This window comes from Leclercia sp. LSNIH1 (genome assembly GCF_002902985.1).
Taxonomy (GTDB): Bacteria; Pseudomonadota; Gammaproteobacteria; order Enterobacterales; family Enterobacteriaceae; genus Enterobacter.
Window position 1 is genome coordinate 282,237 of the sequence record NZ_CP026167.1, and the last position, 26,457, is coordinate 308,693.

The window sequence follows — 26,457 nt, forward strand, 5'->3', positions numbered from 1 at the left end:
CATCAGGTTGTGCTGTCCGCGTCGCGCTGTTCTGCCTGGATTTATAATCGTTGCTGTCCTGCTGGCTACGCATCAGGAGGTCGCGTCCGATATCGGCCACGATGGTGTTACCGCTCACGTGCACGCCGTCGAGGATGGCATCGCGCCCGCTGGTCATCGAGACCGTGCCGCCGCTGTCGAGGGTAGTTTCCGTCCAGGCAGTACCGTTACCCTTCTCATGGCCCTTCGCCGCATTCACATTGGCAAAGACGCCGATACCGTAGCCGCTGGTGCCGCCACCGATGCTGACCCCCACGCCCGATACGCGGTTTTATGCCCCGCGTTCCATTTTTACCAAAGCTGTTAAAAAGCCTGTATCTGCATGTCCATCTGGTATTCATTCAGCCCCTGCCTGCGACTGAACGGTAACTGGCTGGCAGAAGCGGGATTCAGCACCGACACGCCGGTCATAATCAGCGTTGAGCAGGGAAGACTGATGATCGAACCGGTTAAGGGCTGACAGGTAAAAAGATCCCGGCGCTGAGGCCGGAAATTTCGTTATTTCAGAACATAATCAAATTTATCATCCCAAGAAAATTTAATATCCTGCTGCTTAGTTCGCTCAAAGATTTGAATGATTTTGTCAAAACATACACCAAGACGTTGACTCGATAGTTCCGAATGTAGCCATATTATTTTGACAGGTCTTTCCACATCCGTACTTAACCTATCCCATAACGCATCCAGATTTTTCCCGTAGTATGGGCCAAAATCTAATAGTTGAGCGAGAAGACTGTGAAAGTCAGATTCCGTATGTATATTTTGTCCATCCAATATAATTTCGTTGTCAGTCATTTCCACGTACCTATTGAAGTCGCCGTTCTATAATGATCTGTGGTGATGTAGAGAAGACCATCATCGGAATATAAAAGCCTTGTACCTGCTTGGTTGCTGCGTGACATTGTGTTGCTCAAGCCGACATCGGCTTCGTGCCATACACGTCCTGGTGCAGAAGGAAGTAAATTGGTCGAGTTCTCAAATACATCCCCTCCTATCTGTCCATTTGGAGTTGTATTATTTAATGCTTTCCCTGGTTTCCACCCATTAGCCATGGCCTCTGCTTTATTTACATAGTTCTGAGGCAACTGCCCTGTGTTACGTAAACTATCCACAAGTTCGTTTGCTGCTTCAGTTGTTTTCAGATCCATCTTCAACCCAGCATAGTTTGCCGCGTTGTGGGCTGCATTAGCCGCCACAGATTCAGCTTTCGCCGCAATGGCTTCTGCAGTCGTTTTCCCTATCCCTATCGCACCGGCAGCACCCACGCCACCCGGTACAATAGCTTCCGATAATTAGATACCGGCATTATTCAGACACAGCACCACATTTCCGGTATAGGCCTGGATAGCGGCCTGTGCTGCCGCGACTATCTCAGGTGTCGCAGCCGCCAGTACTCCACCACCCAGACCGGCTGGCAACGCCACCATCAGCGCATTCTGCATCGCCAGGCCCTTTTTGCAACTTTCGGAACCTGGATCCGTTGTGCAGGACATGACATTTTTAGCGCGTTCCTGCACGAATACAGTATGACCGTCTTCCGTTCCGCTCAGCAGGTTATTCTCAGCAGCATTCTTCCCTGCTCCCGCCCCCGCTGCCGCAGACGCCGTGCTGTCCCCGGCAAGCCCTCCGGCCATTCCCGCTGAAATCGTCGCCAGGGCGCTGACCGTCTGCTTCTGCTCCTCGCTCAGCTTCGACAGGTCGGTCACGTCAGGATAAAACCCTCCACCCCGCTACCGCTTTCGCCGCAAGCTCCCCGCAGCCGCGTCCGTGGTAGCGGGAGCCGCGTTTGCGCATCTTAGGAGATTATTAACTTATGACATCAGTCGTTGCAAAAATTGCTTCTTCATACTTCTCAAGGTTATTACTTAACCAAGTCTCACCTTGCCGTATTACATGAAATTTAACCACCGCACCAAATTCATCCATCGACACTATCATATTCAGTTTTTTATCGTTTCATTCAAGGGACCATTTATTCAAAATGGTATTACAAAACAAACAAGCATAGTCTAAGTATCGTTCAGAAACATAATCATCTATATGAAAAGAGTTAACAAAACACTCAACACCAGTCTTATCAAAAATAGTTATCATTTGGATAGACTGTAAAAAGAGCTGCAAGAAAAAAACAGTCTGCTTGCTTTACAAAACCTTTCTCAACCCATAAACAGAGTTCTTTTGGCAATACTAAGTCACTCCAACAAGCATTACGCAATGCCTCTAACATCAGCGAATTATATATCATTTTTTCTCTCCCAAATATTGAATCATTCCTTTATCTATAGCCTTTTCAAAAGATGTGTCTTTCAATAAATTATTCACTGATTTTGGCGCGTCCGGGAAAGAATAAGTTTTAGGATCATAGATATATTTATTACCCTTATTATCTTGATAGTGCAATTTTCCTGGCCTTTGGCCTGGATTAGGATTTTCGACATCGATACGTTCTTTGCCCGTTCCTTTCCATATAGTCTTGCTGGCCGTTTGAACACCATACTGACCCAGCATAGTGCTACTGTTGCTTTTTGCTACACCACCACCACCTTTCAGCGGATCGCCATCTGCACCTTCAATTCCAATTTTCAACATCGGATTTATATCGAAGATACCGGGCTTATCCTTACTCAGCTAGTTATTCTCAACCGCATTCTTCCCGGCCCCCGCCCCGGCTGCCGCTGAGGACGTGCTGTCCCCCGCCAGCCCGCCGGCCATTCCCGCCGAAATCGTCGCCAGGGCGCTGACCGTCTGCTTCTGCTCCTCACTCAGCTTCGACGGGTCTTTTACGTCAGGATAGAGCACACCCGCGATGGCTTTCGCCGCCAGCTCGCCCGTGGCCGCACCCGCGGCACCTGCCGCTGCACTGTTACCCTGGATTGCCGCCACGGCACCGCCCAGAATGGCATGGGCCACCACCTTCGCTTCATCGCTCAGGTCGGAACCGTGACCGATACGGTAAGATTAACGCATTCCCCCGTCGCGCCATTCATCAGACATGTGTATTATTCCCTGTTGTTTTCCTGACAACTATCCTTAACTCAAATACTTAAGCGCAAAAGCGAAAAGCATCATGAGCACACCGATCAAACGGCTGGAAATCATTAAAAATGCTATCGAACTGGAAGATGACGACATCATCGAGAGTCAGCTGGCACGGTTAAAAAGCGAAGCTTTTGACGAGGAGCTGCGGGCGATCGTCGTGGCGCTTGAGCAGAAAAACTACACCGGGGCGATGGCGGCCATTACCGCATGGCTCCAGAGCCAGCGTGCCGTTACCCCATGGCGGGATCCGCAGCTGGCCGCCAGCAAGCTGGAGCTGAAAGCGCTGGAAGAGCGCCTGCGCGATCTTATCGATCGCCGTAACGCCCGCGTCCAGCAGCTGGACGAATTTAACGACCTCTACCTCACCCGTCTCGGCCCACTGATGAGCCAGATCCTCGCCCTGCGCAAAACCCTGGCGGAGCTGAATCTGCGTCGCCAGCAGGCAGAGGCGCGCCGCCGGGAAGCGGATTACCGCCGCTGCCAGCAGTATGTCGCCCAGGCGGTGGAGGTGCTGACGACCCTGACCCGGCACTGGCGGGATCAGCCCGCCGACTCGGTGCAGGCCGCCGCGGCGCGCAAGCAACTGCATCAGCAAAGCAACCTGATCGCCAACCTGCTGGCCGAAGCCCAGGAGCTGGAAACCGGGTTGACCCGGGAAGAGGAGCCCGCTCGCCAGGCGCGGGACGAGGCCAACGATGAGTACGAAAAATACCGCGAGCAGCAGCATGAGGCGGAGATCCGGCTGCGCAAAGGCAAAGACCTCTCCGAAGAGGATCAGAACGAGTTAAAACGGCTCTGGCGCCAGGCGAGCAAGCTCTGTCACCCGGATCTGGTGGCGGACGAGCTGAAAGAAGAGGCGAACGCCATGATGGTGCAGCTGAACCAGGCGAAGCAGCGCGGCGACGTGAAGGCGATCCGCTCCCTGGTGGCCCGCCTGCATCAGGGGCTGGAGCCGCTGATGGCCAGCGACCGGCTGAACGATCTGACGCGTATCCGCAAAAAAATGGCCCAGGTTCGCGAACAGATCGACACCCTGGTGAGCGAGCTGGCGGAGCTGGAAAAAGAGGAGTCCTGGCTGCTGGTCTCCTCGCTGAGCAATATGGAAGCCTACTTCGCCCAGCAGGAGAAAGCCCTGCACGAGGTACGCGCCTCGCTGGAACATCAGGTCAGCGAAGCGCAGCTCGACGACGTGGCCTGACTATTTGGCGTGCCAGTACGCGCTGGCACGCACCAGCTTCTGATCGATGGCTTCGGTTTCAAACAGGCGGCTCAGGTTTTTCACCACCTTCCCTTCACCCGTCAGCCAGATGAAGTAATCGTCTGCCGGCACGCTGAGCGCCGCCAGACGCTCCGCCACCGCCTGCTCGTTATGCCCCACCACCCAGGTGATGTTGAACTCGCTTAAGTGCGCCAGATAGTCCTGACAGGCGGCATCGCTCACGGTCACCACGGCGTGCACTTCCGGGCGCACCGGCAGCGCGCGCAGGGTCTCCAGACGACGGCGCAGGGCGGGCATGCCCGACTCATCACAGACGTACAGCTGCCAGGCGTAATCTTCCGGCACCACCAGCGAACCGCGCGGGCCGCCGATAGAGAGGGTATCTCCCGGCGTTGCCTCTACCGCCCACTGGCTTGCCACGCCGCCGTCGTGGATAAAGAAATCGAGCACCAGCTCGTGACGGGCCGCATCATACAGCGGGGTGTAATCCCGCGCCTGCGGACGGACGCCCTCACCCCACTCCACGCCCTCGTCTGTCACGACCGGAGGAACAAAGGTCGTGCCCTGTTCCGGGAAAAAGAGTTTGCAGTGGTCGTCGAAGCCGCGGGAGCTGAAGCCCTCCAGCGCTTCGCCGCCCAGTACGATGCGCTGAAAACCGGTACTGACGCGCTTCACGCGGAGCACAGTCAGCTCGCGAAAGCGCAGGTCGTTGCGGACACGTTGAGGGTAGCGGGTAGTGGTCATAATGTGCCTTCGTGAAAGTGAAATCGATATATCGGAAATGAAAGTTAAATGATAATGATTGCTAATAAGCAGAATTGCAAGATTTTTTTGATATAGAAAGATTTCGCAATCCCAAAGCCAACCACACACATTAAAAAGCTTAAATATTAGTAACTTAAATGAATTACGTGCGACGACGTTGCTTGTTTTTAAGATTTAGATATAAATTAGATATATCAAAAATACGGAGAAAGACGATGCGACACTCTCACGACCATGACCACCGCGATCACCCTCACCGCGGACGCGGCGGCGATCATCATCACGGCGGCGGCCGCCGCCAGCGCTTCTTTGGTCACGGCGAATTACGGCTGGTGATCCTCGATATCCTGACCCGCAACGCCAGCCACGGTTACGAGCTGATTAAGGCGATCGAGACCCTGACCCAGGGCAACTACACCCCCAGCCCGGGCGTGATCTATCCAACGCTCGATTTCCTGCAGGATCAGCAGTTCATCACCCTCACCGAGGAGGAGAACGGGCGTAAAAAGATTGAGATCACCGTTGCCGGACAGCAGTGGCTGGAGGAAAACATAGACCATCTGGAGCACATTCAGGCGCGCGTCAAAGCGCGTTGCGTGGGCTTTGAGCTGCGCAAAAACCCGCAGATGAAGCGGGCGCTGGATAACTTTAAAGCGGTGCTGGATCTGAAGGTGAATCAGGGAGAGACCAGCGACGCGCAGATCAAACAGATTATCGGCGTGATCGACCGCGCGGCGCTGGAGATCTCCCAGCTCGATTAAGCGGCGGCGACGCGGAACACTTTCACCAGCGCTTTCAGGTTCATCGCCTGCTCGTTAAGGGATGATGCCGCCGCAACGGACTCCTCCACCAGGGCGGAGTTCTGTTGGGTGGTGGAGTCAATCAGGCCAATGGCGCTGTTGATCTGCGAGATGCCTTCCGTCTGCTCATGGCTTGCCTGGCGGATCTCACGCAGGATGACATCCATCTCCTCCACGTTACCCACCATGCCATTAATCAGCCCGCTGGCTTTTTCCACCAGCGCCATCCCGTCCTGGGTCTGGCTGGTTGAGCTTTCAATCAGCTGACGAATTTCGCTGGCCGAGGTGGCGCTTTTCTGCGCCAGCTGGCGAACTTCACCGGCCACCACCGCAAAGCCGCGGCCATGCTCGCCCGCGCGCGCCGCTTCTACCGCTGCGTTCAGCGCCAGGATATTGGTCTGGAAGGCGATGGAGTCGATCAGATTGATGATGTCGGACATCCGGTTGGAGGTCTCGTTAATCAGGCGCATTTTGCTGGTGACCTGCTGCATCATCTCGCCGTTGTGTTTCACCACCCGGGCAGCGTCCGCAGAGAGGTTCGTCGCCTCGCCGGTATGTGAGGCGGTATTTTTCACCGTCGCGGTGATCTGCTCCATCGACGCCGCCGTTTGTTCAACGGAGCTGGCCTGCTCTTCGGTACGCGCCGCCAGATCCTGGTTGCCCGCCACAATCTGCGCCGCGGCGCTGGAGATGCTCTCCGAACCGGTCTGCACCTGCTGCACAATCTCCAGCAGACGGGCTTTCATTTCCATCAGCGCCGTGAGCAACTGGCCGGTTTCATCTTTCCCGTGCGAGGCAATGTTGCGGGTGAGATCGCCCTCGGCAATGGACTGGGCAAAGCCCACCGCCTCGCCCAGCGGACGGGTAATGGAGCGCACGATAAACCAGCCCATCAGGCTGCCCGCCACCACGCTGAAGAGCGTGATGAGGATCAGCACCAGGCGGTTGCTTTTAAAATCGCCCTCCACCTCTTCACCTGCGCGCTGCATCTGGGTGTTCTGGATCGCAATCAGCGCCTGCACCTTCGCCTTATAAGCCTGCTGCAGGCTGAGGGTGTTGGTCATCATCTCCTGAATCGCCCCCGCCCGATCGTTGTTCTGCACCGCCTGCAAAATGCGATAGCGGGAGTCAAGATACTGCTGGCGAACGCCGCGGATATCGGCCAGCACCTGCTGGGATTGCTTATCCTGGAGGGCCTTGTCCAGCTCCCCGAGGATCAGGGTGATACGCTCGCTGATCGCCTTCAGATGCTGCTCTGACTGCGCCGTGTAAGTGCCCTGATCGTCCAGCAGCATCAGCTGTTGGGTGCTAATAAATTCCTGAAAATTTTCGATTAACTGGTTGGCTTTTACGGTCGTGGGATAATCGCTGGTGATGATGGATTGCATCCCGTTATTTGCCCGGTTCAGGCTCAACAGAGATAAACTCGCACTTATCCCCATCAGGACAATAAAGAATCCAAACGCCAGAAATAATTTCGTGCCGATTTTAACGTCGTGTAAGAACATATTTACTCCATCGATGTGATTATTTCTCAGACGATCAGCGTTATCGGTAACTCTACCGCTAACTTTATGACTTTGATCGCTTTTTTATTTCATAATCACCGCAATGGATAGGCGCAGACTATTAATTTTAACTCATCGATCGTTATACAACCACCGGAACCGTTTTTTTGACAACGCCTCAGGGAAAACAGACGCAGGCAGAGAGAATTAACCTTGGCGACTTTTTTAATTATTTAATATTTAAGTAACAATAAATGATAAAAATAATGACAATTCGCCATAAAAAAACCGCTTACGCTGTGAAGCGTAAACGGCTTTTTTAGAACATTACTGACTCAGTGAAGGACGGTGACCGCATCCTCAAGGCGTTTAGCCCGGTGTTTCACCATCGCCGACACCTGGGCGCTGGTTTCCACCAGCGCGGCGTTTTTCTGGGTAATCGAATCCAGTTCCGCTACCGCGCGGGTCAGCTCCGACAGCCCGGACGCCTGCTCGGAGGTCGAATGGCTGATCTCCGCGATAAGCCGGGTGACGTTCTGCACTTTCTCAACAATATCGTCCATCGTGCGCCCGGCGGCATTGACCTGCTCCGAGCCCGACAGCACTTTACTGGCGCTGGCGTCGATCAGCTTGCGGATGTCGTTGGCGGCGGTGGCGCTGCGGCTGGCAAGATGACGCACCTCTCCGGCTACCACCGCAAAGCCTTTGCCCTGCTCCCCTGCCCTGGCCGCTTCTACCGCCGCATTCAGCGCCAGAATATTGGTCTGGAAGGCAATGTCATTGATCAGCTTAGTGATAGAGCCGATACGCTGGGTGCTGTCGGCAATCTCGTCCATGGTTTTGACCACGGTTTGCATCGCGTGTCCGCCTTCGGTGGCGGCGTCGCTGGCGGCGATGGAGAGCTTATCGGCGTCAACGGCGGTTCTGGTGTTGTTCTGTACGGTCATTGCCAGCTGGTTCATGGTCTCCACGGTCTGCTTTACGTTCGAGACGGTCTGGTGGGTGCGATCGTTGAGGTCGTCGTTGCCCCTCGCCAGCTGCTCGCTGCCGTCACGCACGTTGACGACCTGGCTGGAGACATCATTGATCAGCCAGCGGCACATCAGCCCGAGCTGACCGACCGCACGCAGGGTCAGCCCCAGCTCGTCGCTGCGGTTGAGATGCTCAACGCTGTTGCGCTCGCCCGTCGCCACCTTCAGCGCCTGACGCGCCACGTTCTCGATCGGATGCACGATCTGCTGCTCAAACAGGAGCGTACCCAGCAGCATGACCAGCGCGCTGGCGCCCAGCGCTGCCCATCCCGCACCGGTGGCAAACAGGGTGGCCGCCAGCACGGCAAATAACGCGGTCATCACGCCGCGGACCCGCCAGCGCAGCGGCATCGACGGGAGTTTGCCGGTCCAGCCTCTGGCAACCACCAGCCCTTTATGCACGCGCTTTTTGCTGCGCCCTTCGTTCAGCGCCTTATAGAGCGGCTCGACAGCGGCGATCTCTTCCGGCGTGGCCTTCACGCGGATGGACATATACCCGGTGGTCTGGCCGTTGCGCACCATCGGCACCGCATTCGCGCGCACCCAGTAGTGATCGCCATTTTTGCGGCGGTTTTTCACAATTCCGCTCCAGGGTTCGCCCTGTTGCAGGGTGTACCACATATCGGCAAAGGCCGCTTTTGGCATATCCGGGTGGCGGACCTGGTTGTGCGGCTGTCCTGACAGTTCGGCAAGCGTATATCCGCTTACCTGCACAAACGTGTCGTTGGCCTGCGTAATGTAGCTGTGCAGATCGGTGGTGGACATCAGGGTGGTGTCATCTTGCAGCGGGTATTCACACTGCGTGACAAACGGTTGAGGCGACATAGGCATCCCTTGCAGGTTACTTGAATGTTATTTTTGTGGCGTAAATATTTTACGGCGGTAACGAACATATCTTTAGTTGTTAAACATGCCTGAGATCGCAAAACGCCACTAAACCGCATTTTTTGTACGCTTTCTTAATCTATTGATTTCTAATGATTTCGATACGAAACTACTCCTGAAGGAGGATCCGTATCTGCTCTCTCACCGCCCTAATACAGAGCAAATGCACTGCTAGCGGGCATCTCTGTTTCTGAAAATTCCCTGCCGCAGCGGCCAGGCTGCGCTTTTGCATGATTAAATATTGTGTAACATTATTTTAACCTGGTGTTTATCCCGATTTTTGTTAAGGCCCTGGATGTGGCGTAAAGCCTGCAATACTTAATCCAGTATCATGTGATACGCCATCCCCGGGAGCACATCTTGAACAGGTTACCTTCCAGCGCGTCGGCCCTTGCCTGTACCGCGCACGCCTTGAATCTCATTGAGAAGCGAACGCTTGATCATGAGGAGATGAAACAACTTAACCGCGAGGTGATTGATTACTTCAAAGAGCATGTCAATCCAGGTTTTCTCGAATACAGGAAATCGGTAACGGCAGGCGGGGATTACGGAGCCGTAGAGTGGCAGGCGGGAAGTTTGAATACGCTTGTCGACACTCAGGGACAGGAGTTTATAGATTGCCTGGGTGGATTTGGTATTTTCAACGTGGGGCACCGTAATCCAGTAGTGGTTTCCGCCGTATAAAATCAGCTTGCAAAACAACCCCTTCATAGCCAGGAACTGCTTGACCCCTTACGGGCGATGCTGGCAAAAACGCTGGCGGCACTGACGCCGGGGAAACTGAAATACAGCTTCTTCTGTAACAGCGGCACGGAATCGGTCGAAGCGGCGATCAAACTCGCCAAAGCGTACCAGTCGCCGCGCGGGAAATTCACGTTTATTGCCACCAGCGGCGCCTTCCACGGCAAGTCGCTCGGGGCACTCTCTGCCACCGCGAAATCCACCTTCCGTAAGCCGTTTATGCCGTTGCTGCCGGGCTTCCGCCATGTGCCGTTCGGCGATATCAACGCCATGCGCACCATGTTGTCGGAATGCCATAAAACCGGCGATGAGGTGGCGGCGGTGATCCTCGAGCCTATCCAGGGCGAAGGCGGCGTGATCCTGCCTCCGCAGGGCTACCTGCCCGCGGTGCGTAAGCTCTGCGATGAGTTTGGCGCGCTGCTGATCCTGGATGAAGTGCAGACCGGCATGGGGCGCACCGGCAAGATGTTCGCCTGCGAGCATGAAAACGTGCAGCCGGACATTCTGTGCCTGGCGAAAGCGCTGGGCGGCGGCGTGATGCCGATTGGCGCGACCGTCGCCACCGAAGAGGTCTTCTCGGTGCTGTTCGATAATCCTTTCCTGCACACCACCACCTTTGGCGGCAATCCGCTGGCCTGTGCCGCGGCGCTGGCGACCATCAACGTGCTGCTGGAGCAGAACCTGCCCGCCCAGGCGGAGCAGAAAGGCGACATGCTGCTGGATGGCTTCCGTCAGTTGGGGCGTGAATACCCGGGCCTGGTCCAGGAGGCGCGCGGCAAAGGGATGCTGATGGCGATTGAGTTTGTCGATAACGAAACCGGCTACAGCTTCGCCAGCGAGATGTTCCGCCAGCGGGTGCTGGTGGCAGGCACGCTCAACAACTCGAAGACCATTCGCATTGAACCGCCGCTGACGCTGACCATTGAGCAGTGTGAGCTGGTGCTGAAAGCGGCCCGCAAGGCGCTGGCGGCCATGCAGGTGAGTGTAACTGAAGCGTAAAAACCGCCGGGCCTACAACGGCTTTGGTTTTTGTAGGCCCGGTAAGCGCAGCGCCACCGGGCGTTTTTTTACCGATGAAACTCCGCCACCGTCATGGTGAACCGCAGCACGTTTGCCCCTTCGTTCCCATAGCTGTGCGCCGCTTCGGTTTTTGCCACCGCCGACGCGCCAGCGACCACCTGCATCACGCTCTCCTTCACCTTCAACGTGAGTACTCCCGCTTCCACGTGGATCAGTTCAAAGGTGCCCGCCGGATGCCCCGGTGAGGTAAAGCACTCCCCCGGCTGCATCTCCCAGCGCCAGAGTTCAATCATATCCGGGCCAGCCGTCCCCGCCAGCAGCCGGGCGCTACCGCCCTTCTCCCCCTGCCAGAGCACCGGGATCTCCGCTTCCTCGATAATATGCACCTGCGGCTCGCTGGCGACGTTAACGATCTCCGCCACCGAGACGCCCAGCGCCGCCGCCAGCTTGCAGAGGATCGCAATGCTGGGGTTGGCGGCCCCTTTTTCGATCTCCACCAGCATCCCTTTGCTGACGCTGGCGCGGCGCGACAGCTCGTCCAGCGACAGTTTTTTCTCTTTCCGCCAGTTGCGGATACGGTTCGCGACCGCCAGGCTTACCTGGGCCACGTCTGCACCGTGCTCGGTCATTATATTGACTTTATCAGTCACTGGTCATTACCATGGTATAAAACAGTCGATACAGGATTATTTATGTCCCTCCTTACGCCGTCAATAGATCCGCGTCTTGCCGGGATCGCGCCGGGGTTCCGCGCGCTGAGCATCGTGGTTGAAGCCGCGCCCATTACCGCCCCGGAAGTGGCCTCCGCCGCATTAGCTCAGGCCTGCCAGCAGGTGTTAAACGATGATTTTTCCTGGGCCGGAGCCCATCTCGCCGCCTGGGATGAGGTGTTTAAAGCCTTTGGCGCCAAACCGAAACGCACCCCCTGCTCCGCCAGCGCTCTGCGCAAACGGGTGCTGAAAGAGGGCACTCTGCCGCCGCTCGATCCGGTGGTGGATATCTACAATGCGGTCAGTATCCGCTACGCCATCCCGGTGGGCGGGGAAAATCTTGCCGCCTATACCGGGGCTCCGCGGCTGACGCTGGCCGACGGCAGCGAGCCGTTTGATACCGTTAAAGAGGGTCAGCCGGGCATGGAATATCCCGAGGTGGGCGAGGTTATCTGGCGCGACGACGTGGGAGTGACCTGCCGACGCTGGAACTGGCGACAGGGAGTGCGTACCCGGCTGGACAGCCAGGCGCAGACCATGTGGTTTATTCTCGAAAGCCTGCCCGCCATGCCGTTAGCGGCGCTGGAAGCGGCCGGGGATGAGCTGGTCAGCAACCTGCAACGGCTGATGCCGGGGGCAACAGCGCGGGTTCAGCTGCTGGAGCTGGTCTGAAAAACGCCGGGCGGCGCTACGCTTGCCCGGCCTACAAAACCCGCACCATTTGAACCATTGTAGGCCCGGTAAGCACAGCGCCACCGGGCAACAAACCGCACCATCCCCGTAGGCCCGGTAAGCAACGCGCCACCGGGCAACAGACCGCACAAGCCCATAGGCCCGGTAAGCAACGCGCCACCGGGCGATTTTTACGCCGGCATCAACCCGACAAAACAACGTTTTTTACGCGGCTCCGACATGAGATCCTCAAGCTTTTCCACACACGCCAGATAGTGCGGGGTCTGTTTATGCGCCGCTACTGCCTCCTCATCCTTGTAAGCTTCGTAGATAAAGAACCGGGTTTTCACCCGCGGATCCTGCAAAACGTCAAACCGCAGGTTGCCCGGCTCCTGGATCGCCCCTTCATGGTTGGCGCGAAATACCTCCAGGAACTCGTCCACCTTGTCCGGCTTAATGTTGATCTCCACTAAGGTCACGTTCATTGTGTTTCTCCTTGTTTTTCCTCCTGCCAGAACTGGTACGCCTCGCGGGCGCTCATCTTCTCGTGCACCACCTTCTTCACCGCCTTCAGCATCGCCAGCGGCGCGCTGGACTGGAAGATATTGCGTCCCATATCGACACCCGACGCCCCCTGATCGATGGCGCGGAAGCACATCTCCAGCGCCTCGTGCTCCGGCAGCTTTTTACCCCCGGCGATGACAATCGGCACCGGGCAACTGGCGGTCACTTTCTCGAATCCCTCTTCCACAAAATAGGTTTTAACGAACTGCGCCCCCATCTCGGCGGCAATACGGCTGGCCAGCGAGAAATAGCGCGCGTCGCGGGCCATCTCCTTACCCACACCGGTCACCGCCAGGGTCGGCATACCGTAGCGGTTGCCTGCATCCACCAGCTTGATAATGTTGTTGATCGACTGATGCTCATACTCACTGCCGATATAGACCTGCGCCGCCACCGCACAGACGTTGAGGCGCAGCGCATCCTCCATCGCCACCGCCACACACTCATTGGAGAGTTCACCCAGCATCGAGTTGCCCCCGGAGGCGCGCAGCACCACCGGCTTGTTGGTGGCGGGCGGCACGGTGCTTCTGAGAATGCCGCGGGTACACATCAGCACATCGGTTTCGCCGAACAGCGGCGCAATAGAGAGATCGATGCGCTCCAGCCCGGTGGTTGGCCCCTGGAAATAACCATGATCGAAGGCCAGCATCACCGTGCGGTTGCTGGTGGGGTTAAAAATGCGCGCCATGCGGGACTGCATCCCCCAGTCCAGCGCCCCACACCCCTTCAGGGTAAAAGGCACATTCTGCTGCGGCCGGTCGATGCCAAAGTTCTTGCCCTCTTTGATGTCGTCTAAATCAGCCATGTTCTCTCCCGTCAGAAGTCGTAGTTGTTGATGTTCTCTTTGGTAAACACCACCCGCTCCGGCAGCAGCACAATGCCGTTGCCTTTCGCTTCATACTGATAGCCCTGCACGCTGTTCGGCTCGACCTTCAGGGCGCCGATATCTTTGATCTCCACGCTGTCGCCGACGTTAAGATCGCCTTTTTTCAACAAACGATCGGCGACATTGACCGCAATTTTGCCCTGCTGCACCACATCCCACAGGCCGAAGGCTTTCACCGTGCCGCGCTCCACATACGGACGCATAACGTTCGGCGTGCTGAAGCCGACTATCGCCACCCCTTCCCGCTTCAGGTTTTCCGCCGCCTGGGCTGCCGCCGGCAGGGCGTTGGCATCCGGGGCGATGATCGCATCCAGATCCGGGTAGGCTTTTAAGATCCCCTCGGCGGTCTGCAAGGATTTGGTGGCGTCGTTATAGCCAAACTGGGTGGTGACGATCTGCCACTGAGGATGATCTTTGGCGATTTTGGCTTTCGCCGCGTTCACCCACTGGTTCTGGTCGGTGACGGTGGGACTGGAGTAGAAGAAGGCCACTTTGGCGTCCGGTTTGGTCACCTGCTTCGAGGCCATTTCCACCAGCAGGCCGCCGAGCTGTTCCGGGGTTCCCTGGTTGATGTAGATGCTGCGGCACTCCGGTTTGGTGTCGGAATCCCAGGTCAGGACTTTCACTCCGCGCTGCATGGCGCGCTTCAGCGCCGGGCAGAGGCCGTCCGGCGACACGGCGGAGACGATAATGGCGTTATAGCCCTGGTTGACGAAGTTATTGATCAGCTGCACCTGCCCCGAGACGCTCGGCTCGGTGGGGCCATCGTAGGTGACGTCCGTGCCCAGCGCTTTACCCGCCTCTTTCGCCCCGTTGCCGCCGCTGGTAAAGAAGCCGACCCCCACCAGTTTCGGGATAAACGCAATGCGGTCGGCGGCCTGCGCCGAGGCAACGCTTAATGCTACGGCCAGCACCATCAGTTTTATTTTCATCTTACGCTCCGGGTAGTTTTGTGAAGAGAGATCGCACCCACTCACGGTGCAGACTCAGTGAACGTCCCATCACCACCACAACCAACAGCGCCCCTGACAGCGCGCTCGACACCTGGTTGGGGATGCCGACCATCTGTAACCCCTGTTGCAGATACCCCACCAGCAATGCCGCCAGCGCAGTACCCAATACCGAACCTGAACCACCATAGATATTCGCCCCGCCCAGCACCGCCGCGGTGAGCGCGGGCATCAGCAGGTCGCGCCCTAAATCAGAGCGCGCCGAGCCGAAATAGGAGACCATCACCAGCGCGGCAATCGCCGAAGCCACCCCCACCAGGCCATAGAGCGCGTAGGACATGCCGTTAACCGACAGCGCCGCATAGCGCGCCGCGCGCGGATTCTGCCCAATCAGAAACAGATGGCGGCCAAAGCGCCCGCGATGGGTAATCAGCCAGAAGATAAAGGTGATGATCGCGAACAGCACCAGCGGGATCGGCAGCCCGATAACCGTGAGATTGGCAAAGGCCGTGAAGCTCTCCGGGAAACCACCAATGCCTTCGTAACCGGTCGCCCCGGCCATGCCCGAGAGCAGCAGCGCCCCGCCGCCGTAGAGGTAGAGTGTGCCAAGGGTGATCACCAGCGGGCTGATGCCGGTGTAGTGGATAAGCAAAGCGTTGAACAGACCACACAGCAGCCCGAGCAGCAGGGTGAGCGGGATCGCCGCCGCCATCGGCACGCCGGACTGCATCATCACCCCCAGCGCGATGGCGCACAGGCCAATGGTCGAGCCGAGGGAGATGTCGATCCCGCCGCTGATGATCACCAGCGTCAGCGGCAGCGCCACAATGCCGATGCAGATAAAATCGCTGGTACTGAACAGCAGCATGTTGATGTCGAGCATCCGCGGGTTAAGGGTGCCAAACAGCAGGATCTCCAGCACCAGTAACAGCAGCAGCGCCCACTCCCAGTTAAGCTTCATCTACGCCACCTCTTTTTTGCGTTTGGGAAATGGGGTGACGTGCTTCCCCCCTTTGTTGCCCGGCTGGAAACGGCTGTACTTCAGGGCCCGCTGATGACGCGCCAGCGCCTGGCGCAGCCGTCCGTCGAGTACCAGCACCCCCAGCAGCACCAGGCCAGCGATAAAGTCATTCCACCACGCCGGGAGGCGGAACAGCACCAGCACGGTGTCGATCTGGGTCAGGAAGAAGGCCCCCAGCAGGGCGCCGATTAAGGTACCGGTACCGCCGAGCAGGGAGATGCCCCCAAGCACGCAGGCAGCGATGGCTTTCATCTCCAGCCCGCTGCCGGTCTGGTTCGGCACAAAGCCGATCTGCGCGGCAAAGACGATCCCGGCGCAGGCGGCCAGCACACCGTTGAGGGTGAAGGCCACCATCCGGGTGCGGTTGACTGCCACCCCCAGCTGGCGAGCGGCGGCGAGGTTATCCCCCACGGCGTAGAAATCGCGGCCAAAGGCGGTGCGCGACAGCATCCAGGCCCCGAGAGCGGCGATGACCAGCACCACAAACCCCAGGGGCGATACCCCGAGCGCCACCGGCTCCGACAGCGCTTTCAGGCTCACCGGCAGCCCTTCAATCCACTTCCCGCCGGTCCAGAGCAGCATCGCCCCGCGCCACAGCCCCAGCGTGCCGAGGGTGGCGACAATCGCCGGAATGCGCAGCCCCACCACCAGCAGGCCGTTGAAGGCCCCCGCCAGCGCCCCGATCGCCAGCGCAAAGAGGATCGCCACCGGCAGGCCGTAGCCGTTGTTCAGCGCCACCCCCACGGCGATGGCGCACAGCCCGACAATCGAGCCGACCGACACGTCGATATTGCGGGTCAGCATCACCAGCCCGGCGCCGAGAGCCAGCAGGATCAGGATTTGCGAACTGGCGAAGATCATCCCCAGAGTCTGCAAACTGAGATAGGCCGGATTCAGGGCCACCAGCACCACAAACAGGGCGAGGATCGCCAGCAGGGCGCTGAGCTCGCGGTTTTTCAGGAGTGTTTTCATGCCTGCCCTCCGAAGGCCAGGGCCATCATGCGATCGAGGCTGACGGCGTGGCGCGGCAGTTCCCCGCTGAGCACCCCCTGGTGCATCACCAGTACCCGATCCGCCAGGCCGGGAAACTCATCCATGTCGCTGGAGATCATCAGCACCGCCACGTTTTGCGCCGCCACGCTTTTGAGAAGCCCATAGATATCGGCCCGGGCGGAGACGTCCACGCCGCGGGTCGGCTCATCAACAATCAGCAGCAGCGGATTGGCCTCCAGGCAGCGGGCCAGCAGCACCTTCTGCTGATTGCCGCCCGACAGAGTGCGCACGGTCTGATCCGGGCCGTTGAGTTTGATCCCCAGCGCCCGGTGATAGCGCTCCACCACCGCCGCCTCGCGTTTGCGCTGCTGCCAGAGCGAAGGTTCGTTCAGCGCCACGGTATTCCAGCGTACCGGCGCATCGAGAAACAGGCCGGAGACCTGCCGATCTTCCGGGAGATAGACCAGCCCTTTCTCCAGCCGGGCGCTGACCGGATCGCGGTCGATCTGCTGGTTTTCGAGCCAGATCCTCCCGCCCCGCGACGGGCGCAGGCCGTAGAGCGTTTCGGCAAACTCGGTGCGCCCGGAGCCTACTAATCCCGCCAGGCCGACGATCTCCCCGGCGTAGATCTCAAGGCTAAGATCGATAAAGCCCTCCCCGGTGAGCGTCTCCACCCGCAGCACCGGAAAATCCTGCGCCTGGGTGCGGCGATTGCCCGGCAGCGCCAGCCACAGCTTTTGCGTGTCGCTCAACTGCGGGTCGCGGCTGACCGGGGTCATGGCGGCAATGAGCGCGTTATCGTCAAACTGCGCGGTTTCGCCGCTCAACACGATCGCCCCGTCGCGCATCACCGAGACATGGCTGGCGAGCTGACGAATTTCGGGCAGCTTGTGAGAGATAAAGACAATCCCGACCCCCGTCCCCTGGAGCGCGCGGATCTGGCGGAACAGGCGCTCCGTTTCGCCCGGTGTCAGCGAGGCGGTGGGTTCATCAAGGATGAGGATCTTCGCCTCGCGCATCAGCCCGCGCAGGATCTCCACCATCTGCTGATCCGCCACCTCCAGGGTGCTGGCGGCAGCGTCTAAATTGAGCTGGCACTGGAGCTGCTCCAGCTTATCCCCAAGACGCTGGGCGGTGGCCTGCCCGCGCGGCAGGCGGAAGAGAATGTTTTCCCGCACGCTGAGGTTCGGAAACAGCATCGGCTCCTGGGGAACCAGGTAGATCCCAAGCTGGTGGGCCTGGCCCGGTTTGAGGCGAGCAAAAGGCTGGCCCTCAATAGAAAGTTCACCGCGGTCGGGCGTTTCGACCCCGGCGACAATCTTCATCAGGGTCGATTTCCCGGCGCCGTTGCCCCCCATCAGGGCATGCACCTGGCCGGCAAGCAGAGTGAAATCAATGTTTTTCAATACTGGAACGCCGGAGAACTGCTTCTGGATCCCGCGCGCCTCAATCAGTGCTCTCATTATCGCTCCGCTATTGAACAAATGATTTTTGAAATTAATAATGTTCAAAAGCGTAGACGGTGAACTATATTTACAACCGTGCAGGGATCACAGTTTTATGGATATGATCCCGATAATGCTGAAACATTCCGGAATATCCGTTTTGCCGTGTGGCTCACAGATTCAAGCTGCGGCAAAGCGAACATATGATCTAAATTTTGATAAGAGTTCAAATATGGCTGAGAAACGCGTTGCCGAAGAGGGACGATTTGCCGGACTGGCACTGACGGAAGAGGAACTGGTGGCGCGCGTGGCGTGGTGCTACTACCACGACGGCCTGACGCAGAACGATATCGGCGAACGGCTGGGTTTACCGCGGCTCAAGATTTCACGGCTGCTGGAAAAGGGCCGACAGTCCGGGGTGATCCGCGTGCAGATCAACTCCCGCTACGAAGGGTGTCTGGCGCTGGAGACCGCGCTTCAGCAGCGTTTCGGCCTGAAGCTGGTGCGCGTGCTGCCCGCCCTGAATACCCCGGCGATGAGCGTGCGCTTAGGGATTGGCGCCGCGCAGTCGTTAATGGGCGTGCTGGAGCCGGGGCAACTGCTGGCGGTGGGATTTGGTGAAACCACCATGAGCTGCATTCAGCACTTAAGCGGCTTTATCAGCTCCCAGCAGGTGCGGCTGGTGACCCTCTCCGGCGGCGTCGGGCCCTATATGACCGGCATTGGTCAGCTGGATGCCGCCTGCAGCGTCAGCATGATCCCCGCCCCGCTGCGGGTCTCCTCCGCAGAGGTGGCCGGGATCCTGAAGCGGGAAACCAGCGTGCGGGATGTGATCCTCGCCGCCACCGCCGCCGACGCCGCCGTGGTCGGCATTGGCGCCGTAAACCAGCGCCGGGATGCCACCATCTTGCGCTCCGGCTATATCAGCGAAGGGGAACAGCTGATGTTTGCCCGCAAAGGGGCGGTGGGGGACATCCTGGGCTATTTCCTCAATGCCGAGGGAGAGCGGGTATCGGATCTGGAGATCCACCGTGAGTTACTGGGCGTCACCCTCGATGAACTGGCGCAGTTGCCCACCATCGTTGGCGTCGCCGGAGGAGAAGAGAAAGCCGATGCGATTTATGCCGCACTGAAGGGTCGCCGTATCAATGGCCTGGTGACGGAAGAGACGACAGCCCGCGCGGTGCTGGCTCTGGCCGGATAAGAGTCGCCCTGCGCCTGACACGAGGCAAGCTCATGAGTTACCTTTTAGCGTTAGATGCAGGGACAGGCAGCGTTCGCGCCGTGGTGTTTGATCTCCAGGGCAACCAGATAGCCGTCGGCCAGGCCGAATGGAAACACCTGAGCGTGGAGAACGTCCCCGGCTCGATGGAGTTCGACCTCGACACCAACTGGCGGCTGGCCTGCCAGTGTATTCACCAGGCGCTTGAGCGGGCGCACCTGAGCGCGGCGGATATCCAGTCCGTCGCCTGCTGCTCAATGCGCGAGGGGATTGTCCTCTATGACCGCAACGGCTACGCCATCTGGGCCTGCGCCAACGTCGATGCCCGCGCCAGCCGCGAAGTGGCTGAACTCAAAGAGATCCACGATTACCGCTTTGAATCTGAAGTCTATGACGTTTCCGGCCAGACGCTGGCCCTGAGCGCCATGCCGCGCCTGCTCTGGCTGGCGCACCATCGCCCGGATATCTACCGCAACGCGGCGACCATCACCATGATCAGCGACTGGCTGGCGGCGAAACTCTCCGGCGAGCTGGCCGTTGACCCCTCTAACGCCGGCACCACCGGCATGTTAGATCTCTTTTCCCGCGACTGGCGGCCCGCGCTGCTGGACATGGCCGGGCTGCGGGCCGATATCCTCTCGCCGGTCAAAGAGACGGGGAGCGTGCTGGGTGCCGTCACCCGGGAGGCGGCGCAGCAGTCGGGCCTGCGGGAAGGCACGCCGGTGGTGATGGGCGGCGGCGATGTGCAGCTGGGCTGTCTGGGCCTGGGGGTGGTCCGCGCCGGGCAAACCGCGGTGCTGGGCGGCACCTTCTGGCAGCAGGTGGTCAACCTGCCGCAGGTGCGCACCGATCCGCAGATGAACATCCGCGTGAACCCGCACGTCATTCCGGGTATGGCCCAGGCGGAGTCGATCAGCTTCTTCACCGGGCTGACCATGCGCTGGTTCCGCGACGCCTTCTGCGCCGAAGAGAAGCTGATTGCCGAACGCATGGGGATGGACACCTACGCCCTGATGGAGGAGATGGCCAGCCGGGTGCCGGCGGGCTCTCACGGGGTGATGCCGATCTTCTCCGACGCCATGCACTTTAAGCAGTGGTATCACGCTGCGCCGTCGTTTATTAACCTCTCCATCGACCCGGAAAAATGCAATAAGGCTACCCTGTTCCGCGCCCTGGAGGAGAACGCGGCAATTGTCTCCGCCTGCAACCTGGCGCAGATTTCGAAGTTCTCCGGCGTCACCTTTGACAGCCTGGTGTTTGCCGGCGGCGGCGCGAAAGGGGCACTGTGGAGCCAGATCTTAAGCGACGTTACCGGCCTGCCGGTGCGGGTGCCGGAGGTGAAAGAAGCCACCGCGCTGGGCTGCGCCATCGCCGCCGGGAGCGGCGCCGGGCTGTATGATGATATGGCTGCCACGGGAGAGTCGCTGGTGAAATGGAGCCGGGAATTTACCCCCAATCCGGCACACCGGGCGTTGTACGACGGCATGATGCAGAAGTGGCAGGCGGTCTATGCCGACCAGCTCGGGCTGGTGGACAGCGGGCTGACAACGTCGATGTGGCAGGCACCGGGGCTGGTGCGCGCAACGGCGCCGTAAAAACGCCGGATGGCGCTGCGTTTATCCGGCCTACGGTTTTGTAGCCCCGGTAAGCGCAGCGCCACCGGGGAAGTTCTTTGAGATCTATCACAATCATTCGATCCCGCTTTTACCTTTCTTCTGCCGCTGGCTAAATTAGTAACTCATCCGACCACATAACAATAATTTTACACTGGAAGAGACTATGAGCCGCTACCCGTCGCTATTCGCCCCCCTCGATCTGGGATTCACCACCCTGAAAAACCGCGTGTTAATGGGCTCGATGCATACCGGGCTGGAGGAGCGGCCGGACGGTGCTGAGCGGCTGGCCGCGTTCTATGCCGAGCGCGCCCGTCACGGGGTGGCGCTCATCGTTACTGGCGGTGTGGCCCCTGCGCCATCCGGGGTGGCGATGGAGGGCGGCGCGGTGCTGAACGATGCGGCACAGCTGCCCCATCACCGGATCGTGACCGATGCCGTCCACCAGGAAGGCGGTAAAATCGCCCTGCAAATTCTGCATACCGGGCGCTACAGCTATCAGCCAAACCCGGTGGCCCCGTCGGCGATCCAGGCCCCCATCAATCGCTTTAAGCCGCAAGCGCTGACCCACGACGAGATCCTGACCCTGATCGATGACTTCGCCCGCTGTGCGGCGCTGGCGCGGGAGGCGGGCTACGACGGCGTGGAGGTGATGGGCTCCGAAGGCTATCTGATTAACGAATTCCTCGCTGCACGCACCAACCAGCGCGACGACGAATGGGGCGGCGACTATGCACGCCGGATGCGCTTTGCCGTCGAGGTGGTGCGCGCCGTGCGCGAGCGCGCCGGAAGCGACTTTATTATTATCTTCCGCCTGTCGATGCTGGATCTGGTGGAGGGCGGCGGCACCTTCGAGGAAACCGTCCAGCTGGCGCAGGCCATAGAGGCGGCGGGCGCGACCATCATCAACACCGGGATTGGCTGGCACGAAGCGCGCATTCCGACCATCGCCACCCCGGTGCCGCGCGCGGCGTTCAGCTGGGTAACCCGCAGGCTGAAAGGCAAAGTGTCGATCCCGCTGGTGACCACCAACCGCATTAACGATCCCCAGGTGGCAGACGATCTGCTGGCGAATGGCGATGCCGATATGGTGTCGATGGCGCGGCCCTTCCTCGCCGATGCGGAGATCCTCTCCAAAGCGCAAAGCGGCCGTGCGGATGAGATCAACACCTGTATCGGCTGCAACCAGGCCTGCCTGGATCAGATCTTCGTCGGCAAAGTCACCTCCTGCCTGGTGAATCCGCGCGCCTGTCATGAAACCCGCATGCCCATCGTTCCGGCCATCAGCAAAAAGCGGCTGGCGGTGGTGGGCGCAGGCCCCGCGGGGCTGGCGTTTGCGGTGAATGCCGCCGCACGCGGGCACAGCGTGACGCTGTTTGATGCCGCCGCTGAGATTGGCGGGCAGTTTAATATTGCCAAACAGATCCCCGGCAAAGAGGAGTTCTACGAGACGCTGCGCTACTACCGCCGGATGATCGAGGTTACCGGCGTGGATCTGCGGCTCAACCAATGGGTGACCGCGGACGATCTCGCCAACTTTGACGAAACGATCCTCGCCAGCGGGATCGCCCCGCGTCTGCCTGCGATCGAAGGCATCGATCATCCGAAAGTGCTGAGCTACCTCGACGTGCTGCGCGACAAAGCGCCGGTGGGCGATCGGGTGGCGATCATCGGCTGCGGCGGGATCGGCTTTGATACCGCCATGTACCTGAGCCAGACGGGCGAGGCCACCAGCCAGAATATCGCGGAATTCTGCGCAGAATGGGGCATCGACACCAGCCTGAATCAGGTGGGGGGCTTGCGTCCGGAAGGGCCCCAGCTGCCAAAAAGCCCGCGCCAGATCGTGATGCTGCAACGCAAGGCCAGCAAACCTGGCGAAGGGCTGGGGAAAACCACCGGCTGGATCCACCGCGCCACCCTCCTCGCCCGCGGCGTGAAGATGATCCCGGCGGTGAGTTATCAGAAGATCGACGACGAAGGGCTGCACCTATTGATCGGCGGTGAACCGCAGTTGCTGCCCGTCGATCATGTCATTTTGTGTGCCGGACAGGAGCCGAAGCGCGATCTGGCCGAGCCGCTGCGCGAGGCGGGCAGAACGGTGCATCTGATTGGCGGGTGTGATGTGGCGATGGAGCTGGATGCCCGGCGGGCGATTGCCCAGGGGACGGCGTTAGCATTAGCGATCTAAAGCATTGCCGGGCGGCGCTACGCTTGCACCGGCCTACGGTTTTGTAGGCCCGGTAAGCGTAGCGCCGCCGGGCAAAACAATCTTAACGGCGGCGACCCAACTTAACCGCTTTCAGCACCACGAACTTGTTGTTCGTCGCAATGGTGGTGCAGTTACCGAAGATCTTCTTCAGCTTGTGGAAGTAGTCCAGGTGGCGGTTGGCGACGATGTAGAGCTCCCCGTTGATTTTCAGGCAGCGGCGCGCGTGGTGGAACATCTCCCAGGCGACGTTATCGGTCAGGGCGTGCTTCTGATGGAACGGCGGGTTGCAGAACACGGCGTTGAAGCGGAACGGCTCCACGCCCGAGAGCGCGTTGTTGATCATAAACTCGCAGCGATCCAGCGCCTCCGGCATGTTGGTCTCCACGTTGAGACGGCTGGAGGCTACGGCCATCGGCGATTCGTCGCTGAAGACCACGCTCGCTTCCGGGTTCTTCGCCAGCAGGGTCAGGCCGATCACCCCGTTACCGCAGCCGAGATCGACGATCTCCCCTTCCAGATTTTCCGGCAGATGCTCGATAAAGAAACGCGCCCCGATATCCAGCCCGGTGCGGGAGAAGACGTTGGCGTGGTTGTGGATGGTCCAGTCGGTGCCTTCCAGCTTCCAGCTCAGGGTCTCTGGCGCGTCGGCCAGGTCTGGTGCCGTGAAAGTACAGTTGATGAGGCGCGCTTTCTTCCAGGCAAGCGTAGTGGTGGTTGGCCCCAGCACTTTCTCGAATAGTTCCAGCGTAGAGGTATGGATATCACGCGCTTTAGCACCGGCGATAATGCGCGTCTCTGGCGTCACCACCTTGCGCAGCGCACGGAGCTGCTGCTCCAGCAGCGCCATCGTTTTCGGCACTTTGATCAGCACCACGCCCGGCGCCTGCGGGTAATCCGCGGTGCTGTCGAGGAACTTTACGCTGCCTTCATCGATGTCGTTGTGACGCAGGTTTTCCCGCGTCGCCAGCTCGCTTATGTATGAATCACCGATGCTGTAAGGGGTGTGTTCGGCCAGGGCGCAAGCCAGGGCGCCGAAAGCATCATTCAGGATCAGAACCGGGCCGCTGATTTCGGTGTCATCCAACTGTTGCAGCAGATAGTCATCCGCCGCTTCCCACGCCTGCAGCGGGTTAACGTCGTCCGTTTCCGGAAAACGTTTTAAGTCGAGTGAACGGAAACCGTTGTCTAAGTGGCTCATCGGCCCTCCTGAGTGGTAAAATTTCGGCGTTATCCCTGAAAAGGGTGCGTGAGTATACCCGTTTTCACACTGATGTGGGCTTTTGATGAACCAACTTCCTTATCTCCAGGGCTACCCGGAGCATTTACTTTCTCAGGTTCGTAGCCTGATTGCCGAGCAAAAGCTGGGCGCGGTGCTGGAAAAACGCTATCCCGGCACCCACGATGTCGCTACCGATAAAGCCCTCTGGCAGTATACGCAGGATCTCAAAAGCCGTTACCTGAAGAGCGCCCCGCCGATCAATAAGGTGATGTACGACAACAAGATCCACGTGCTGAAGAACGCGCTGGGCCTGCACACCGCCATCTCCCGCGTGCAGGGCGGCAAGCTGAAGGCCAAAGCCGAGATCCGCGTGGCGACGGTGTTCCGCAACGCGCCGGAGGCGTTCCTGCGCATGATCGTGGTGCATGAGCTGGCGCACCTGAAAGAGAAGGAGCACGATAAAGCCTTCTATTCCCTCTGCTGCCACATGGAGCCGCAGTACCATCAGCTGGAGTTTGATACCCGGCTGTGGCTGACGCATCTATCGTTAAAGAGTAATGCGGATTAGCGCACGCGATTTGTCATGTTGACGTGCTACAGTGGCTAAAGGTTCCCTGCTACGGAGTACGTAAACGTTTATGATACGTTTCGCAGTCATTGGGACGAACTGGATCACCCGTCAGTTCGTCGATGCCGCCCATGAGACCGGCAAATATAAACTTACCGCAGTCTATTCCCGCAGCCTTGAACAGGCCCAGACCTTTGCGAACGACTACCTCGTCGAACATCTCTTTACCTCGCTGGAGGAGATGGCGCAAAGCGATGCGATTGACGCGGTTTATATTGCCAGCCCCAACTCTCTGCACTTCCCGCAGACGAAGCTGTTCCTCAGCCATAAAAAACATGTGATTTGCGAGAAGCCGCTGGCCTCTAATATCGATGAGGTTGAAGCCGCTATTGCCCTTGCGCGGGAAAACCAGGTGGTGCTGTTCGAGGCCTTCAAAACCGCCAGCCTGCCGAATTTCCTGCTGCTGCAGCAGTCGCTGTCGAAAGTGGGCCGCATCCGCAAAGCCTTTATCAACTATTGCCAGTATTCGTCGCGCTACCAGCGCTACCTGGACGGCGAGAATCCGAACACCTTTAATCCGCAGTTCTCCAACGGCTCGATTATGGATATCGGTTTCTACTGTCTCGCCTCGGCGGTGGCGCTGTGGGGCGAGCCGCACCGGGTGCAGGCGACCGCCAGCCTGCTGGAAAGCGGCGTGGATGCCCACGGCCTGGTAGTGCTGGATTATGGCGATTTCAGCGTGACGCTGCAGCACTCCAAGGTGAGTGACTCGGTGCTGCCAAGCGAGATCCAGGGCGAGAACGGCGCGCTGGTGATCGAGAAGATCTCTGAGTGCCAGAAGCTGAGCTACGTGCCGCGCGGCGGCAAGCCTCAGGAACTGACGCAGCCTCAGCATATCAACACTATGCTGTATGAGGCAGAGGTGTTTGCGCGTCTGGTCGAAACCCAGGAAGTTAACCATCCGGGCCTTGCGGTGAGCCGTACCACGGCGAAGCTGCAAACCGAAATCCGTCGCCAGACGGGGGTGGTTTTCCCGGCTGACGGCCTTAACGCAGAAGTTACCGCGTAAAGCTGTGTAATGAATTAGCGCAGGCCATTGACGAAACCAATGGCCTGACATATTTTGTTACCTGCAAAGGGGAGTAACTTCCTGGTCGGTGGATCGTCATTACGATGCGTGTAATACCGCATCCGGTCGCCGGGCAACGAAAAAGGAATACGTGAGCGTATTCCTTTCTTGTTGTAAGTGAGACCTTGCCGGAAGGCGAGGTCTATGCACAAAAAACGCAACGGCTATCGTCTTCTGACGTTAGCCGTTTTTTTTGTGGAAGGAAAATT

General features: G+C 58.8%; 23 protein-coding genes and 4 pseudogenes. 10 read left to right on the top strand and 17 right to left on the bottom strand.

Features of this window, described 5'->3' with window-relative positions:
* Nucleotides 1-25: 25 nt before the first annotated feature.
* Nucleotides 26-298, bottom strand: a pseudogene (locus C2U54_RS01515) (hemagglutinin repeat-containing protein); the annotation flags it as partial.
* A gap of 63 nt (nucleotides 299-361) precedes the next feature.
* Here C2U54_RS01515 and C2U54_RS01520 point away from each other — a divergent pair.
* Entirely contained in the window at nucleotides 362-499 is a 138-nt protein-coding gene (locus tag C2U54_RS01520; protein ID WP_103177097.1) for a SymE family type I addiction module toxin, read from the top strand.
* 38 nt (nucleotides 500-537) lie between these two features.
* On the opposite strand, the gene C2U54_RS01525 is transcribed toward C2U54_RS01520, so the two are convergent.
* The 5 genes and pseudogenes from C2U54_RS01525 to C2U54_RS01545 form a co-directional block, all read right to left on the bottom strand.
* Complete coding sequence (locus C2U54_RS01525; RefSeq protein WP_103177098.1) at nucleotides 538-834, bottom strand: barstar family protein; 297 nt, start codon at nucleotides 832-834, stop codon at nucleotides 538-540.
* Entirely contained in the window at nucleotides 831-1,304 is a 474-nt protein-coding gene (locus tag C2U54_RS01530) for a ribonuclease domain-containing protein (protein ID WP_197431825.1), read from the bottom strand. The genes C2U54_RS01525 and C2U54_RS01530 overlap by 4 nt, the downstream gene beginning before the upstream one ends.
* 279 nt (nucleotides 1,305-1,583) lie before the next feature.
* Nucleotides 1,584-1,806 (bottom strand): annotated as a pseudogene (locus C2U54_RS28045) (VENN motif pre-toxin domain-containing protein); the annotation flags it as partial.
* A 474-nt stretch (nucleotides 1,807-2,280) separates the two neighbouring features.
* Nucleotides 2,281-2,628: a hypothetical protein gene (locus C2U54_RS01540; RefSeq protein ID WP_103177100.1), complete on the bottom strand. Its 348-nt coding sequence runs from the start codon at nucleotides 2,626-2,628 to the stop codon at nucleotides 2,281-2,283.
* Nucleotides 2,629-2,670: 42 nt separating this feature from the next.
* Nucleotides 2,671-2,949: pseudogene (locus C2U54_RS01545) on the bottom strand (VENN motif pre-toxin domain-containing protein); the annotation flags it as partial.
* Between the two features lie 157 nt (nucleotides 2,950-3,106).
* On the opposite strand from C2U54_RS01545, the gene C2U54_RS01550 reads away from it, so the two are divergent.
* The gene (locus C2U54_RS01550) at nucleotides 3,107-4,276 is read left to right on the top strand and encodes a DNA repair protein (RefSeq protein ID WP_103177101.1); all 1,170 of its coding nucleotides are present in this window, start codon (nucleotides 3,107-3,109) and stop codon (nucleotides 4,274-4,276) included.
* On the opposite strand, the gene C2U54_RS01555 is transcribed toward C2U54_RS01550, so the two are convergent.
* Nucleotides 4,277-5,041, bottom strand: a complete 765-nt coding sequence (locus C2U54_RS01555; protein ID WP_103177102.1) for a siderophore-interacting protein — start codon at nucleotides 5,039-5,041, stop codon at nucleotides 4,277-4,279. It abuts the gene before it with no gap.
* 236 nt (nucleotides 5,042-5,277) lie between these two features.
* Between C2U54_RS01555 and C2U54_RS01560 the strand changes: the two genes are divergently transcribed.
* Nucleotides 5,278-5,823, top strand: coding sequence for a PadR family transcriptional regulator (locus C2U54_RS01560; protein WP_233210481.1), 546 nt, complete (start codon nucleotides 5,278-5,280; stop codon nucleotides 5,821-5,823).
* Here the strand turns inward: C2U54_RS01560 and C2U54_RS01565 are convergent.
* Complete coding sequence (locus C2U54_RS01565) at nucleotides 5,820-7,370, bottom strand: methyl-accepting chemotaxis protein (RefSeq protein WP_103177104.1); 1,551 nt, start codon at nucleotides 7,368-7,370, stop codon at nucleotides 5,820-5,822. The two genes, C2U54_RS01560 and C2U54_RS01565, sit on opposite strands and share 4 nt — an antisense overlap.
* A gap of 335 nt (nucleotides 7,371-7,705) precedes the next feature.
* On the bottom strand, nucleotides 7,706-9,226 hold the full coding sequence (locus C2U54_RS01570; RefSeq protein ID WP_103177105.1) for a methyl-accepting chemotaxis protein: 1,521 nt from the start codon (nucleotides 9,224-9,226) through the stop codon (nucleotides 7,706-7,708).
* A 420-nt stretch (nucleotides 9,227-9,646) separates the two neighbouring features.
* Between C2U54_RS01570 and ygjG the strand changes: the two are divergent.
* A pseudogene (gene ygjG, locus C2U54_RS01575) lies at nucleotides 9,647-11,026 on the top strand (putrescine aminotransferase).
* A gap of 68 nt (nucleotides 11,027-11,094) precedes the next feature.
* Here the strand turns inward: ygjG and C2U54_RS01580 are convergent.
* Nucleotides 11,095-11,676, bottom strand: coding sequence for a helix-turn-helix domain-containing protein (locus C2U54_RS01580; RefSeq protein WP_442786163.1), 582 nt, complete (start codon nucleotides 11,674-11,676; stop codon nucleotides 11,095-11,097).
* Nucleotides 11,677-11,739: 63 nt separating this feature from the next.
* Between C2U54_RS01580 and C2U54_RS01585 the strand changes: the two genes are divergently transcribed.
* Entirely contained in the window at nucleotides 11,740-12,429 is a 690-nt protein-coding gene (locus tag C2U54_RS01585) for a B3/B4 domain-containing protein (RefSeq protein WP_103177107.1), read from the top strand.
* Nucleotides 12,430-12,620: 191 nt separating this feature from the next.
* Here C2U54_RS01585 and lsrG read toward each other — a convergent pair whose 3' ends face one another.
* From lsrG to lsrA, 6 genes are read right to left on the bottom strand one after another with little or no spacing between them, the layout of a single operon-like run.
* Nucleotides 12,621-12,914, bottom strand: coding sequence for a (4S)-4-hydroxy-5-phosphonooxypentane-2,3-dione isomerase (gene lsrG, locus C2U54_RS01590; protein WP_103177108.1), 294 nt, complete (start codon nucleotides 12,912-12,914; stop codon nucleotides 12,621-12,623).
* Nucleotides 12,911-13,798 (bottom strand): 3-hydroxy-5-phosphonooxypentane-2,4-dione thiolase, encoded by an 888-nt coding sequence (gene lsrF, locus C2U54_RS01595; protein ID WP_103177109.1) that lies wholly within the window; start codon nucleotides 13,796-13,798, stop codon nucleotides 12,911-12,913. The genes lsrG and lsrF overlap by 4 nt, the downstream gene beginning before the upstream one ends.
* Before the next feature lie 11 nt (nucleotides 13,799-13,809).
* The gene (gene lsrB, locus C2U54_RS01600; protein ID WP_103177110.1) at nucleotides 13,810-14,811 is read right to left on the bottom strand and encodes an autoinducer 2 ABC transporter substrate-binding protein LsrB; all 1,002 of its coding nucleotides are present in this window, start codon (nucleotides 14,809-14,811) and stop codon (nucleotides 13,810-13,812) included.
* Nucleotide 14,812: 1 nt separating this feature from the next.
* On the bottom strand, nucleotides 14,813-15,790 hold the full coding sequence (gene lsrD, locus C2U54_RS01605) for an autoinducer 2 ABC transporter permease LsrD (RefSeq protein ID WP_103177111.1): 978 nt from the start codon (nucleotides 15,788-15,790) through the stop codon (nucleotides 14,813-14,815).
* Nucleotides 15,791-16,822 carry an autoinducer 2 ABC transporter permease LsrC gene (gene lsrC / locus C2U54_RS01610; RefSeq protein ID WP_103177112.1) on the bottom strand — a complete coding sequence of 344 codons (1,032 nt, stop codon included), beginning with the start codon at nucleotides 16,820-16,822 and terminating at the stop codon, nucleotides 15,791-15,793.
* Nucleotides 16,819-18,306, bottom strand: coding sequence for an autoinducer 2 ABC transporter ATP-binding protein LsrA (gene lsrA / locus C2U54_RS01615; protein ID WP_103177113.1), 1,488 nt, complete (start codon nucleotides 18,304-18,306; stop codon nucleotides 16,819-16,821). Before lsrA ends, lsrC begins: the two co-directional genes overlap by 4 nt.
* A 214-nt stretch (nucleotides 18,307-18,520) precedes the next feature.
* Between lsrA and lsrR the strand changes: the two genes are divergently transcribed.
* The 3 genes from lsrR (at nucleotide 18,521) to C2U54_RS01630 (ending at nucleotide 23,311) form a co-directional block, all read left to right on the top strand.
* Nucleotides 18,521-19,492 carry a transcriptional regulator LsrR gene (gene lsrR / locus C2U54_RS01620; RefSeq protein ID WP_103177114.1) on the top strand — a complete coding sequence of 324 codons (972 nt, stop codon included), beginning with the start codon at nucleotides 18,521-18,523 and terminating at the stop codon, nucleotides 19,490-19,492.
* A gap of 32 nt (nucleotides 19,493-19,524) precedes the next feature.
* Nucleotides 19,525-21,105 (top strand): autoinducer-2 kinase, encoded by a 1,581-nt coding sequence (lsrK, locus tag C2U54_RS01625; RefSeq protein WP_103177115.1) that lies wholly within the window; start codon nucleotides 19,525-19,527, stop codon nucleotides 21,103-21,105.
* 184 nt (nucleotides 21,106-21,289) lie between these two features.
* Complete coding sequence (locus C2U54_RS01630; protein WP_103177116.1) at nucleotides 21,290-23,311, top strand: NADPH-dependent 2,4-dienoyl-CoA reductase; 2,022 nt, start codon at nucleotides 21,290-21,292, stop codon at nucleotides 23,309-23,311.
* A gap of 82 nt (nucleotides 23,312-23,393) precedes the next feature.
* On the opposite strand, the gene rlmG is transcribed toward C2U54_RS01630, so the two are convergent.
* Nucleotides 23,394-24,530, bottom strand: a complete 1,137-nt coding sequence (rlmG, locus tag C2U54_RS01635; protein WP_103177117.1) for a 23S rRNA (guanine(1835)-N(2))-methyltransferase RlmG — start codon at nucleotides 24,528-24,530, stop codon at nucleotides 23,394-23,396.
* A gap of 85 nt (nucleotides 24,531-24,615) precedes the next feature.
* Here rlmG and C2U54_RS01640 point away from each other — a divergent pair, with 85 nt between their 5' ends.
* Together C2U54_RS01640 and C2U54_RS01645 are read left to right on the top strand one after the other, a co-directional pair.
* Nucleotides 24,616-25,119: a YgjP-like metallopeptidase domain-containing protein gene (locus C2U54_RS01640; protein WP_103177118.1), complete on the top strand. Its 504-nt coding sequence runs from the start codon at nucleotides 24,616-24,618 to the stop codon at nucleotides 25,117-25,119.
* A 70-nt stretch (nucleotides 25,120-25,189) separates the two neighbouring features.
* The gene (locus C2U54_RS01645) at nucleotides 25,190-26,188 is read left to right on the top strand and encodes a Gfo/Idh/MocA family protein (RefSeq protein ID WP_103177119.1); all 999 of its coding nucleotides are present in this window, start codon (nucleotides 25,190-25,192) and stop codon (nucleotides 26,186-26,188) included.
* The last annotated feature ends 269 nt before the right edge of the window (nucleotides 26,189-26,457 follow it).